The organism is Pseudomonas cerasi, assembly GCF_900074915.1.
In the GTDB taxonomy this organism is placed as follows: Bacteria; Pseudomonadota; Gammaproteobacteria; order Pseudomonadales; family Pseudomonadaceae; genus Aquipseudomonas; species Aquipseudomonas cerasi.
Map to the genome: position 1 here is coordinate 3,286,607 of NZ_LT222319.1, position 13,066 is coordinate 3,299,672.

At 60.0% G+C, this 13,066-nt stretch carries 8 protein-coding genes and 1 pseudogene; 4 read left to right on the top strand and 5 right to left on the bottom strand.

Translation table 11 applies throughout. From position 1 onward, the window contains the following. Nucleotides 1–298: 298 nt before the first annotated feature. Entirely contained in the window at nt 299–793 is a 495-nt protein-coding gene (locus PCPL58_RS17110) for a copper chaperone PCu(A)C (RefSeq protein WP_003367247.1), read from the bottom strand. Continuing rightward, on the bottom strand, nt 787–1,392 hold the full coding sequence (locus tag PCPL58_RS17115) for an SCO family protein (RefSeq protein WP_003367246.1): 606 nt from the start codon (nt 1,390–1,392) through the stop codon (nt 787–789). Before PCPL58_RS17115 ends, PCPL58_RS17110 begins: the two co-directional genes overlap by 7 nt. Before the next feature lie 390 nt (nt 1,393–1,782). On the opposite strand from PCPL58_RS17115, the pseudogene PCPL58_RS17120 reads away from it, so the two are divergent. Next, nucleotides 1,783–4,267, top strand: a pseudogene (locus PCPL58_RS17120) (TonB-dependent receptor plug domain-containing protein). A gap of 17 nt (nt 4,268–4,284) precedes the next feature. On the opposite strand, the gene PCPL58_RS17125 reads toward PCPL58_RS17120, so the two are convergent. Next, nucleotides 4,285–4,839 carry a TetR/AcrR family transcriptional regulator gene (locus PCPL58_RS17125; protein WP_003367243.1) on the bottom strand — a complete coding sequence of 185 codons (555 nt, stop codon included), beginning with the start codon at nt 4,837–4,839 and terminating at the stop codon, nt 4,285–4,287. Nucleotides 4,840–5,018: 179 nt separating this feature from the next. Here PCPL58_RS17125 and PCPL58_RS17130 point away from each other — a divergent pair, with 179 nt between their 5' ends. Together PCPL58_RS17130 and PCPL58_RS17135 are read left to right on the top strand one after the other, a co-directional pair. Next, nucleotides 5,019–6,179: an efflux RND transporter periplasmic adaptor subunit gene (locus PCPL58_RS17130; RefSeq protein WP_065349995.1), complete on the top strand. Its 1,161-nt coding sequence runs from the start codon at nt 5,019–5,021 to the stop codon at nt 6,177–6,179. Nucleotides 6,180–6,212: 33 nt separating this feature from the next. Next, nucleotides 6,213–9,356 (top strand): efflux RND transporter permease subunit, encoded by a 3,144-nt coding sequence (locus PCPL58_RS17135; RefSeq protein ID WP_065349996.1) that lies wholly within the window; start codon nt 6,213–6,215, stop codon nt 9,354–9,356. A gap of 21 nt (nt 9,357–9,377) precedes the next feature. Here PCPL58_RS17135 and PCPL58_RS17140 read toward each other — a convergent pair whose 3' ends face one another. Then, complete coding sequence (locus PCPL58_RS17140) at nt 9,378–10,970, bottom strand: sensor domain-containing diguanylate cyclase (protein WP_044308358.1); 1,593 nt, start codon at nt 10,968–10,970, stop codon at nt 9,378–9,380. Between the two features lie 318 nt (nt 10,971–11,288). Next, complete coding sequence (sfnG, locus tag PCPL58_RS17145; RefSeq protein ID WP_003432900.1) at nt 11,289–12,389, bottom strand: dimethylsulfone monooxygenase SfnG; 1,101 nt, start codon at nt 12,387–12,389, stop codon at nt 11,289–11,291. Nucleotides 12,390–12,712: 323 nt separating this feature from the next. Here sfnG and PCPL58_RS17150 point away from each other — a divergent pair, with 323 nt between their 5' ends. Further along, complete coding sequence (locus PCPL58_RS17150; protein ID WP_065349997.1) at nt 12,713–13,048, top strand: hypothetical protein; 336 nt, start codon at nt 12,713–12,715, stop codon at nt 13,046–13,048. The last annotated feature ends 18 nt before the right edge of the window (nt 13,049–13,066 follow it).

Below are 13,066 nucleotides of genomic sequence, written 5' to 3' on the forward strand. Positions count from 1 at the left end.
AAGCTTGTTCCTGAAAAGAACATTTGGTTCGCCGGTTAGATCCTAAATGCATATAGGAGGCGGACGTTCCGCGTTCGCTTTTGAACGTGCAGTGAGGCACAGAGTTGTGACGCGGAGCGTCACGAAAGGCATTCCCACGCTGGAGCGTGAGGAACGATAGGCGTCATGTAGATCACTCTCTTGCCGGTGCATCGAGCACCCTGTTTGCTGGGGGACTGTGCCGGCCTCTTCGCGAGCAAACTCGCTCCCACAAGGCCGGTTTATAACGATGAGTGCCCCGCGTCCGATGCTGCAAGCCTCAATGGCCGCTGTGATCGCCGTGGCTGCTGTGCTCGTCGCTGGTCAATGACTTGGCGACTGCAGTGACCTGGATCGATTGCTTCGCGCCCTTGGCGTCTTCTACGGTCAGGGTCAGAGGCACCTGATCGCCTTCTTTGACCTGGGCAGCCAGGCCCATGAACATCACGTGGTAGCCGTCGGAATCGAGCATCACCGGTTTGCCGGCCGGCAGGTCGACCGAGTTGACGCGCTGCATGCTCATCACGTCGCCTTTCATGCTCATCTCATGGATCTGCACGGTTTTCGCAACAGGTGAAGCAACGTCGACCAGCTTGCTGTCCGTGTCCGAGGTGATACGCATGAACGCACCCGTGGCGGACTGGCCCGGCACGGTGGCGCGAACCCAGGCATCATCGACGTGTGTTTCCGCCAGGGCCTGAGCGCTCAGGCCCAACAGCGAAAGGCTCAGCAACAGCGGCTTTGCGATGTTACGAATCAAAACGGTCATCAGCATACTTCCATCAAAGTGAGCAGATCTTCAGTGCATTGTTGAGCGGACAGCCGGTGCGACAACCCCAGGCGCAATACACCGCGGGTGTCGTAGACGTAACTGGTCGCGGTGTGCGAGATCGTGTAGGTGTCACCCAGTGGGACCTTCTCGAAGAATACGCCGAACTCCTTCGCCGTTGCCGCCGTTTCTTCAAGCGTGCCGGACAGTGCGACGAACGTCGGATCGAAGGCCTTCACATAGGCGTCGATCACTTCGGGCGTGTCGCGCTCCGGGTCCAGGGTAATGAACACCACCTGCAGCGTCTTGCCCTCCTCGCCCATCAGCTTCCTGATTTGAGCAGCCCGCGCCAGCGCCGTGGGGCAGATGGCCGGGCACTGGGTGAAACCGAAGAAGATCATCGGCATCAGGCCGCGAAAGCTGGACAAGGTCTTGACGTTGCCTTGCGAATCCTTGAGCCGGAAGTTGCGGCCGACAATCTCGTTGCTCATGTCCTTGCCATGCTTGAACGGCAACGCATTGGAGCTGCCGCAGCCGGTCAACAGACCAAGGCTCAGCAATGAGAGGCCAGTGACCACCTCGCGGCGTGTCAGATGTTGCGTCATGTCTTGCGTCCCCTGAGGATAAGGCGCGTGGGTTCAGACAAATTCAAAGGCGGCGAATTTACCACTCAAGGACAATGGGGAATACCGCCAATCCTGTATCAAGCCATGAGCAGACGCGCAAACGTCGCGCTCATGGGCTGCCATACGTCGTGCGACAAAACAGCACAGGCGTTGCAACCTCTCCGACAGCCTCCCTTGCAGCGGTCGACATGCAAAGCATTAAATGCAAATAACGCATCAATATTTAAGATATAATTCCATAAATTAATAATTAACATATAGCCAAAAGGCCTTTCACAGGTCCGTTTCATAACTCTATATTCGCCAGCAAACCGACCCTTGCCGTGTGGAGGTGCCCAGGATTTTTCAGCATCCAAGGATCACTTCGCTATGGCCTTATTCGCTAACCCCCCTCGTCTTGCCCTGCACAACCCGTTGATCAAAAGCATCGCGTTTGTCGGCCTCGGTCTGATGAATCCGGCTCAGGCTGCCGATGAAGCGACCGACGAGGAGGCACGTCTGGAAAAGGTTACGGTGATTTCCACCGGCATTCGCGTCGCTCAGCGCACGGTGACTGAAAGCCCGGCCCCGATTGATATCGTGACCAGCGATCAGTTACTGAAAACCGGTCGCGCCGACCTGACCGAAGCCATCGCCAAACTGCTGCCATCGTTCAACTACGGCACCAACGTCGCAGGCTATAACTCGACCATCCGCCCCCTGTCCAACCGGAGTCTGGCACCGGCCTACACGCTGGTGCTGGTCAACGGCAAACGCCGTCACAACAGTGCTCTGCCTGCCAACGGCTCCACCGACAGCAGCGGCGCAAACTCGGTGGACATTGACATGATCCCCATCAGTGCGGTGGAGCGTATCGAGGTCCTCAAGGACAGCGCCGCCGCGCAATACGGCTCGGACGCGATTGCCGGGGTGATCAACGTGATTCTCAAATCCGGCGCCGAGGGCGGTCATCTGGGGGTGACTTACGGCAAGCTGTACAGCGGCGAAGGCGAAGTGAGCAAATTCGAAGGGGACACCGGCTTCGAACTGGGTGACGGCGGCTTTCTGCATCTTTCGGCCGATGCCCGCAAGCGTGGCGATGCCAGCTGGAACGAAAAAGCCACTAATAACGCTTACTTTCCCGGCGACTCTCGAGAGGCGAGCTGGGACCGGGTCGGGGTCAAGAACGGGGATCCGCAGATCAAGGCGTTCAACCTGGCCTACAACGCCGAACTGCCGCTGGATGATCAGACCACACTGTACTCCTACGGCACCTATGGGCAGCGTGACGCCATCATCAACAACTACTTCCGCTACCCCAACGGCAACGCCAACATTCCCGAGTTGTTTGCCGATGGCTATTACCCGTTGAACAATCTGGACGACACCGACTACCAGTATCTGATTGGCGGCAAGGGTGAAGCACTGGGCTGGAACTGGGACCTGAGCACCACGTACGGGCGCAATAACAATCATCAGTACAGCGATAGGACCATCAACCCGACGCTGGGCCCGGCCTCCCCGACTTCATTCGATGATCTGGCGACCTATCGATTCGAACAGTGGGTCAACAATATCGACATAACCCGCGCGTTCGACGGACTGTTTGGCGTACCGCTGCAAGTTTCTGCAGGCCTTGAACATCGCTGGGAGCGTTTCCAGACTTTTTCCGGTGACGCGCAGGCCTATCAGGTCGGCGGCTATCGTTTTCCGGCCACCCTGCCCAACGGTCAGGCCAACCCGCTGGCCGGGCAACTGGCGTCGATTGCCGCCCAGGCCGCAGCGGTCATCTCGCCGCAGGATACGACCAGCCTGCAACGCAACAACTACGCAGCCTACGTCGATTTCGGTATCACCCCGATAGAACCGCTGTTCGTCGATCTGGCCCTGCGCGCCGAGCACTTCGATGATGACTCGGGCAACACGGTCAGCGCCAAGCTCAACTCGCGCTACGAATTCACTGACACCTTCGCCGTGCGCGGCACCGTCGGCACCGGCTTTCGTGCACCTTCACTGACCCAGATCGGCTACAGCATCTCCGACAACAGGGTAGGTGCTGCGCCAGACGGCACCATTGTTCCCGCCGTGACGCGCATTGCGCCGGTCAACTCGGCGCTGGCCCAGGCGCTTGGCGCAACCAGCCTGGACCCGGAAAAATCGCGCAACCTGGGGTTGGGCGTGACCTGGCAACCGGCACCTCGCACCAGCCTGACAGCGGACGCCTACTGGATCGAGATTGCCGATCGCATCGCCCGAACCGAAAGCCTGTACGGGCCGGCGCTTGCACCGATTCTTGCCGCACAGGGCGTGGACCTCGTATTACGCCAATGCCTTCGACACGCGCACGCGCGGCGTGGATATCGTTATCGACCACTCCAGTCAGTACGGCGCATGGGGTGATGTGCGCTGGAGCGCCGGGTTCAATTACAACAAGACCGTCATCACCGACGTCAAGGATGCACCGGCAGCCCTGCAGGGGCTGGGCAGTAACCCCGGTGGCAGCCTGACCTGGGTCGGCCGGGCCCGCGAAGGCGATCTGACTGATGCGCAACCGAAAACCAAATGGGTGCTGGGAGGCAAATGGACGCTGGGGGATTTGGGCGTGAACCTGCAAACCACTCGTTATGGCAAGGTCAAGACGCTCCAGCAACTGGAAAGCGGCGACCGCAGTTTCGGTGCCAAGTGGATCACTGACCTGGATGTGTCCTACACCCTCTACGACAACATCACCCTCAGTGTTGGCGGCACCAATATCTTCGATGTGCGCCCGGACAAAAACGCGATCCCCTCCGCCGTCGGACTCAATCTGTACGGCAACTCTCCGTTCTATCCGGGCGGTGGCTTCTGGTACAGCAAGATTGCCTACGATTTCTGACGTCTGCACAGACCTGCCTATCGTGCCGCCGCTCCGTGCAGGAAGAACTGGGTCACCAACGCGCCCATACCGGCGCGTGCCACACGGCCACGGCGTTCGGCGTCGACCATCCCGGAGAGCAGCGCAGCGAACATTTCGGTCAGGACGGCGGCACCGACGTCGATCCGGAACAGGCCTTCACGCTGACCACGCAGGAAAAATGCATCAAGGGCGTCGGAGTAAGGCAACCAGCGGCGCCCTCCGCTGCTTTCGTCGAGCGAATCCGGACGCCACTGAAACACCAGAAAAACCAGCATTTCGCGATGCATGAGATGATTGTCGACCAGCCGCTGAAGCGCTTCCAGCGGCGGAGCAGTCTGCAGATCGGCGTCGGCGACCATCTGATTCATCAGGTCCGAGGCATGATTGAGCAGCAATTCCACGAGGTTGGCGCGAGTGCCGCAAAAGCGGTTGAGCGTCGCCTTGCTGACGCCGGCCGCCTGAGCAATATCCTTGAGCGTACCGTTGGAGTGGTCGACCAGCGCAACGGCCAGGGCCTTCAGAAATTTGTCGTCAGCAGCAGGTAATTCCATTGGGTACGTATTCAACTCGTATAAGTGGCAGGCGGCGCATTGTGCAGAAACCTTACCGGGTTCTCAAAGCACATACACAATTAGTCACTGAAGGCTCATGTGAGTCAATATTGACTCACCGTCTTTCAGAGTGGATCATTCGCGGCTTTAGCATCTGATGGGCTGCGGCCGGGTGAACGATGAGTAGTTTCAGCGATTGGCGTGTGATGCCTGCAGTAGCCCTGCTGGCAGCGTTGGGTCTGGTCGGGTGCGAGCAGAAACAGCAGCAGGATCACGCGGCATCGAAAGCGCCCAAAGAGGTGGAAGCCATTACCGTCAACGCCGAATCGTTCACGGTCGTTGACGAACTGCCCGGCCGTATCGAACCGGTGCGTGTGGCGCAGGTTCGCGCGCGGGTGGCCGGCATCGTGCTGAGCCGCAACTTCGAGGAAGGCGCCGATGTGAAAGCCGGCGCAGTGCTGTTCCAGATCGATCCGGCGCCGTTCAAGGCTGCGCTGTCCAAGGCGCAGGGAGATCTGGCCCGCACTGAAGCCACGCTGTTCGAGACTCAGGCCACGGTCAAACGTTACGAGTCGCTGGTGGAAATTGAAGCGGTCAGCCGCCAGACTTTCGACACCGCCCGCTCTGCACTGCAAAACGCAATCGCCGCTAAAAAGTCGGCTCAGGCTGATGTCGAAACGGCCAGGCTGAACCTGGGCTATGCCACCGTCAAGGCGCCGATTTCAGGCCGCATCGGCCGCGCGATGGTGACCGAGGGCGCGCTGGTCGGTCAGGGCGAAACCACGCTGCTGGCAACCATTCAACAACTCGACCCGGTCTACGCCGACTTTACCCAGCCGGCTGCCGAGGCCTTGCAGATGCGCGCCGCGATACAGGAAGGCCGCTTGCCCAAGGGCGGCGAAGACGCGTTGTCACTGAGTGTCGACGGCACCGATTACACGAGCACCGGCACCCTGCTGTTTACCGATGTCGCAGTAGACCGGACCACCGGCCAAGTGTCGTTGCGCGCCCGCTTTGCCAATCCCAAGGGCGTGCTGCTGCCCGGTATGTATGTGCGGGTGCGCACACCGCAGCGCGTCGACAGCAACGCCATTCTTGTCCCGCAGCGCGCCGTTCAGCGCTCCGGCGACGGTGCGGCACGCGTGCTGGTGATTACCCAGGACGGCACGGTCGAAGCGCGTCCGGTCAAAACCGGGGCGATGCAGGATTCGCGCTGGCAGATCACCGAAGGCCTGAAGGCAGACGAACAGGTCATTGTCGGCAATATGACCGGGCTCAGCGCCGGCGACAAGGTCGCGCGCAAATCGCCATCCGCCCAACCGCAGGCCAAGGCGCAATAAAGCCGCCTTCAGCGCGACCGAGGATCACTGTCAATGTCTCTCTTCTTTATCAAGCGCCCCAACTTCGCCTGGGTACTTGCCCTGTTCATCCTGCTCGCCGGGTTGATGGCTCTGCCGTCCCTGCCTGTGGCGCAGTACCCGGACGTGGCGCCACCGCAGATCACCATCACCGCCACCTACCCCGGCGCATCCGCGAAGGTACTGGTCGATTCGGTGACCAGCGTTATCGAGGACGAACTGAACGGCGCCAAAGGGATGCTGTATTACGAGTCGACCAGCAACTCGACCGGCAGCGCGGAAATCAACGTCACGTTCGTGCCGGGCACCAACCCGGACCTGGCTCAGGTCGAAGTCCAGAACCGTATCAAGAAAGCCGAAGCACGCTTGCCGCAGACGGTCCTCAGCCAGGGCCTGCAGGTCGAACAGGCCAGCTCCGGTTTTCTGTTGATCTACACCCTGAACTACAAGGACGGCGCGGCCAACAAGGATACCGTCGCGCTGGCCGACTACGCGGCACGCAACGTCAATAACGAAATCAGCCGGGTGAACGGTGTTGGCAGGCTGCAATTCTTCGCTGCCGAAGCCGCGATGCGGGTATGGATCGATCCGCAGAAGCTGGTGGGCTTCGGGTTGTCCATCGACGACGTGAATGCCGCGATTCGGGCGCAGAACGTGCAGGTTCCGGCAGGCAGCTTCGGCAGCAGCCCGGCCTCGTCACTGCAGGAATTGACGGCCACCCTCGCGGTAAAGGGGACTTTGGACAACCCGGAAGAGTTCGGGCGCATCGTTCTGCGTGCCAACGAAGACGGCTCTGCGGTGCACCTGTCCGATGTGGCGCGTGTAGCGGTCGGCAGCCAGGATTACAGCTTCGAATCACGCCTGAACGGGCAACGTGCCGTCGCCGGTGCCGTACAGCTGTCGCCGGGCGCCAACGCGATCCAGACGGCCAGAGCCGTCGAGCAGCGGCTCACCGAGCTGTCGGTCAATTTCCCGGAAGGCGTCGGGTTTTCGATACCGTACGACACCTCGCGCTTCGTCGACGTAGCCATCGACAAGGTGATCTACACCCTCATCGAAGCCATGATCCTGGTGTTTCTGGTGATGTTCCTGTTTCTGCAGAACATCCGTTACACGCTGATACCGACCATCGTGGTCCCGGTGTGTCTGGCGGGAACGCTGGCGATCATGTACCTGATGGGCTTCTCGGTGAACATGATGACCATGTTCGGCATGGTGCTGGCCATCGGTATTCTGGTCGACGACGCCATTGTGGTCGTGGAAAACGTCGAGCGGATCATGGCTGAAGAAGGCCTCTCTCCCGCCGCCGCAACGGTCAAGGCGATGCAGCAGGTTTCCGGGGCGATTTTCGGCATCACGCTGGTCCTGGCCGCTGTGTTTCTGCCACTGGCGTTCATGGGCGGCTCGGTCGGGGTCATCTACCAGCAGTTCTCGCTGTCGCTGGCCGTGTCGATTCTGTTTTCAGGTTTCCTGGCCCTGACGTTCACCCCGGCGCTGTGTGCCACGCTGCTCAAGCCGATCCCGGCCGGGCACCATGAAAAGCGTGGTTTCTTCGGTGGTTTCAATCGTCTGTTCGGCACGTTCACCGACCGTTACGAGCGCGTCAGCTCAAGCATGATCAAGCGCGCCGGCCGCTACATGCTGCTGTACCTCGGTATCGTCGGTCTGCTGGGCTTTTTCTACCTGCGCCTGCCGGAGTCCTTTGTGCCCGTTGAAGATCAGGGCTATCTGATCATCGATGTGCAACTGCCTCCCGGCGCCACCCGGTCGCGTACCGACCTCACCGCGCAATTGCTCGAGAACTACATGCTGTCCCGCGAAGCCACGGGTGCGGTGACCATGCTGCTGGGGTTCAGCTTCTCGGGCATGGGTGAAAACGCCGGTCTTGCGTTCCCGACCCTGAAGGACTGGTCGGAGCGCGGCAAGGGCCAGTCGGCGGCTGAGGAAGCGGCGGCATTCAACCAGCATTTTGCCGGGCTCGGCGACGGCACGGTGATGGCAGTAACGCCACCGCCTATCGACGGCCTGGGCACCTCGGGCGGCTTCTCGCTGCGCCTGCAGGACCGTGCAGGCCTGGGCCGCGAAGCCCTGCTGGCGGCACGCGACAAGCTGCTCGGCGAGGCCAACGGCAACCCGAAGATTCTCTACGCGATGATGGAAGGTCTGGCCGAAGCGCCGCAATTGCGCCTGAACATCGACCGCGAAAAGGCCCGGGCGCTGGGCGTGAGTTTCGAATCGATCAGCAATGCGCTGTCCACCGCCTTCGGTTCCTCGGTGATCAGCGACTTCGCCAATGCCGGACGTCAACAGCGCGTGGTCGTGCAGGCCGAACAAAGTTCGCGAATGACCCCGGAAAGCGTGCTCAAGCTCTACGTACCCAATAGCAGCGGCACGCTGGTGCCGCTGGGCGCCTTCGTTTCGACGCACTGGGAACAAGGCCCGGTGCAGATCGCCCGCTACAACGGCTACCCCGCATTCAGGATTTCCGGTGATGCAGCACCGGGCGTCAGTACCGGTGAGGCCATGGCGGAAATCGAACGGATCGTTTCCGGGCTGCCGCAAGGCATCGGTTACGAATGGACCGGCCTCTCCTATCAGGAAAGAGTCGCCAGCGGCCAGGCGGTCGGACTGTTCGGCCTGGCGCTGCTGGTGGTGTTCCTGCTGCTGGTCGCGTTGTATGAGAGCTGGGCAATCCCGCTGGTGGTGATGCTGATCGTTCCCGTCGGCGCGCTGGGCTCCGTGCTGGCCGTGACGGCCGTCGGCATGCCCAATGATGTGTATTTCAAAGTCGGCCTGATCACCATCATCGGGCTGGCCGCGAAAAACGCGATTCTCATCGTCGAGTTCGCCAAGGAACTCTGGGATCAGGGCCATTCCCTGCGCGACGCGGCACTTCAGGCTGCACGGCTGCGCTTTCGGCCGATTGTCATGACTTCGCTGGCCTTCATCCTTGGCGTGGTGCCGCTGACCCTGGCCACCGGCGCAGGCGCTGCAAGCCAGCGCGCCATCGGCACTGGCGTCATCGGCGGCATGCTCAGCGCGACGCTGCTGGGCGTGGTTCTGGTGCCTATATTCTTTTTCTGGGTGTTGACCGTGCTGCGCCGCAAACCGCATGCGCAACAGATTACCGACGATCAGCAACTGACGGAGAAGCGATAGGCAGCAAGCGGCCAGCGGGTATCAATCCCGCTGGCCCGACCTTGGCTCCGTGTCGGCTTGCGCGTCCGTAGAGGACTTGACGCGGGTCCAGGCCGGTAATGTGCCGGTCGCGATTTCCGACGCCACATTCACCCGGTTGCGACCCTGCGACTTGGCGGCATACAACGCGCGGTCGGCAAGCTCAATCAGGCCACGCTGATCGAGTTGGCGATCGGTGCCGACGAATGTCGCGACACCGAGGCTGATCGTCACGATGCCAAACGGGCTGGCGGGATGCTCGATCTGCTCGTCACGGATGGCCTGCAGGATGTTCTCGGCCACCTGGCGAGCGTTCGACTCGTCAGTACCTGGCAACACCACGGCGATCTCTTCACCGCCATAACGGGCGGCGACGTCGCTGGGACGACGAATGAACTGCTCAACCACTCGGGCCAGCGCAATCAGGCATTCGTCACCGGCCAGGTGGCCGTAATGATCGTTGTAGCGTTTGAAATGATCGGCATCGATCAAAATCAGCGACAGCAGGCTGCGCTCGCGTCTGGCGCGCTTGAATTCGACTTCCAGAAACTGATCGAAACGTCTGCGATTGGCCAGCCCGGTCAGCTTGTCTTCGGAGGCAATCAACTCCAGGTGCTGGTTGAGCTGGATCAGGGCTGCCTGTGAATCGAGCAACTGGTCTTCTGCGCGTATGCGGCTGTGAATGTGCCCAATCAGACGAACGCCGAGTCCGATCACCAGTCCGAGCAGCACCAGCATGACCAGAATGGACTGCTTAGTCTGGCCCAGCCAGTCGAGCATGGCTTCTTTCTGACCCAGCGCAACCACGGTGACGATCGGGTAGACATCACTGCGTTTGAACGCATAAAAACGCGCAACACCGTCAATCCTGGAAACGAACTGTGCGGTACCTGACACTCGGCCGCGTTCCGACCTGAAAATGGGCGTCGATGACAGATCGCGACCGATCTCCTGCTCCAGATGGGGATAGCGCACCCGCAACTGCCCGGCGGTCGACGTCAGACTGATAATGCCGGTTTGCCCGACCTTGATGTCCGAATAGAACTTCAACAGGTGGTCGACACCGATGGTGGCGACCATCAGCCCGGCAAAACTCGCGTCGGGATTATTGATGCGTCTGCTGACCGATATGACCCATTCACCGGAGGCACGGCTGCGAATCGTCGGACCGATGTAAGGGGCTTTGTCAGGCATCTTCAGGTGGTGCTGAAAGAACTCGCGCTGCGCGCTGTTGATGCCGATAACCCTGGGATTGCTCGAGAAGATGCAAATCCCGTCGGCGTTGTACAGCGACACGGTATCGATCTGCGGCAGCGCGCCCATTTCACGCGCAATGACCCACCTGAGACGCTCGATCTGTTCAGGCCCGACGCCGTCCTTTTCGACACGCTCCGTCAGGCCGATCAGCATCAGCTCGCTTTGCTTGAAAATGCCATCCGTATAGGTGCTTAGCGCTCCAGCCAGATTGATCGTGCTGGTCTGGATGTTTTCCAGGGTGTTGCGGCGTGCGGTCCATGCTTGCCAGGCCATCAACATCACCACGCAGGCGCACACTACGAAGATCAGCCATGACGCAAGCCGAAGGTCGCGTTTCAAAACTTGCCTCCACAACAGGTGAGAACCAGTGCATCTGGTTTTTCTGAAAACCGGACCTGATTGCTCAGGGGCCATCGACAATCCTTTCGCTACTAACTGCCATTGTCGGCAAGTGCTCGGCCATACCTGGAAGGCCTGGCATCGATAAAAGCATGCCAGTGAGTGGCATCATAATGCCACGTACAGCTGTCTATGGGTTGATCGGGGATGAACATACGAAAGCAGGCGCACACTGGATCACAGTGGCGCCTGATTTTATGGAGGGCTGTAAGCGCGGCCGGCTTACAAGGGCATGGCGGGTTGTCGTTATTGGCGGGGTCAAGCCGTCTCGGCGACAGGCTTGCGTTGTGCAGCGGCTTCCAGTTCGCGTACCAGAGGCAATACGTGCTGGCCGAAATAGGCGACTTCTTCCTGGAAATGCAGGAACGCTGAAAGCACCAGGTCTACGCCAACGGACTTGAGTTCGACGATGCGCTCGGCAATCTGCCGCGGTGTGCCAATCAGATTGGTCTTGAAGCCATCGTTGTACTGCACCAGATCCTGAAAGGTGGATTTGGCCCAGTTGCCCTCGCCTTCCGGACTGGCCTTGCCAGCCTGCTTCGCGGCATCACCAAAGGCGTTGACGGCTTCCGGATCTGCTTTTTCGACGATTTCGGCCAGCACGGCACGCGCCTCTTCTTCGGTATCCCTGGCAATGATGAAAGCATTCACACCGATCTTCACCGAATGCCCGTTCGCGGCAGCCTTGGCTCGGATGTCATCGACCTGGGCCTTGATGCCTTCGACGGTATTGCCGTTGGTGAAATACCAGTCCGACACCCGCGCCGCCATATCACGTGCGGCCCGCGAGCTGCCGCCCTGAAAGATTTCCGGGTGAGGACGCTGGATCGGCTTGGGCTTGAGGGTGTAATCATGGAAGCGATAGAAATCCCCCTTGAAGGTGAAGTTGTCGGTGGTCCAGATCCCCTTGAGGGCGCGGATGAACTCCTCGGAGCGGCGATAACGTTCATCATGCTCCAGCCAGGGCTCTCCGATAGCCTGAAACTCGCCCTTGAACCAGCCGCTGACAATATTGACCGCCACACGCCCGGCGGTGAGCTGATCGATGGTCGCCAGTTGCTTGGCGGCCACCGACGGGGTCCATGGCCCGGGCAATATCGCGGCAATGACCTTGAGCTTCTCGGTGGCCGCGAGTAGCGCATGGCTGAAGGCTACGGATTCATGCTGGAATTCGGCGCCATAACCGGCGGTAAAGCGAATTTGCGTCAGCGCGTAGTCGAAACCGGACTGCTCGGCGATCTGCGCCAGCTTACGGTTGTAGTCGATGGTCCAGCTGGTGCGCTGTTCGATCTTGCTGACTACCAGCCCACCGCTGACGTTGGGTACCCAGTACGCAAATTTTATGGACGATTGGCTCATATCGGTACTCCTCTGGCTGCAAGCTTCCCGAGCGCATTAAGCACAAGGGCCTGCACATCCACAGAGCAGCAACCGTGCCATTCAATAAAACACTGGCATATCAAAGCGTTGCGTCAGCTGACTTGCAGCGCCAACTGTCCGTGTCAAGCCAAGGTGTGGAACTGCTGTTGGCGGAGCAACAGCTTTGCGGATTTCCTGACCATGCGCAGGACGTGATTCGCTGAAAACAAGCCGACGAGAGGCAGCTCGCCCTGCTATCCAGAATCGCATGGCTGGGGTAAATTTTGGATCCAATGAAACCGCATTCATCTGCAGGAGCACCGATGAAATTGCATGCCTGTTTTCTGGCCCTGATGATCCCTGCCCTTTCGGCGCATGCCGAAGGCAAAAGCATATCCATACCTCATGATCCAACCGGCCAGCACGCACTGGTAGAGAAAAGCGGCAGCGCAAAGGAACGCGTGGTGATCACCCGGCGTGAAGGCATGCTCGGGGTGATCTACTTCAAGCGGGTCTATAACTGCGCCAACCACACTGTGAACCTGGTCGGCACCGGTTCCACGCTGGAAATCATGGAACAGGCAACGGCCGTGAGTGGCATGGGACCGGTGATTCGCGACTCCACGGCCGACTACATCGAATCCGAGGCCTGCAGTTGATTCTGACCTGATCAATCC

Excerpts from the sequence above, each read along its gene's own strand:
- PCPL58_RS17110 (WP_003367247.1), bottom strand. The coding sequence starts at position 793 with ATGCTGATGACCGTTTTGATTCGTAACATCGCAAAGCCGCTGTTGCTG.
- PCPL58_RS17115 (WP_003367246.1), bottom strand. The coding sequence starts at position 1,392 with ATGACGCAACATCTGACACGCCGCGAGGTGGTCACTGGCCTCTCATTG.
- PCPL58_RS17125 (WP_003367243.1), bottom strand. The coding sequence starts at position 4,839 with ATGGAATTACCTGCTGCTGACGACAAATTTCTGAAGGCCCTGGCCGTT.
- PCPL58_RS17130 (WP_065349995.1), top strand. The coding sequence starts at position 5,019 with ATGAGTAGTTTCAGCGATTGGCGTGTGATGCCTGCAGTAGCCCTGCTG.
- PCPL58_RS17135 (WP_065349996.1), top strand. The coding sequence starts at position 6,213 with ATGTCTCTCTTCTTTATCAAGCGCCCCAACTTCGCCTGGGTACTTGCC.
- sfnG (WP_003432900.1), bottom strand. The coding sequence starts at position 12,389 with ATGAGCCAATCGTCCATAAAATTTGCGTACTGGGTACCCAACGTCAGC.
- PCPL58_RS17150 (WP_065349997.1), top strand. The coding sequence starts at position 12,713 with ATGAAATTGCATGCCTGTTTTCTGGCCCTGATGATCCCTGCCCTTTCG.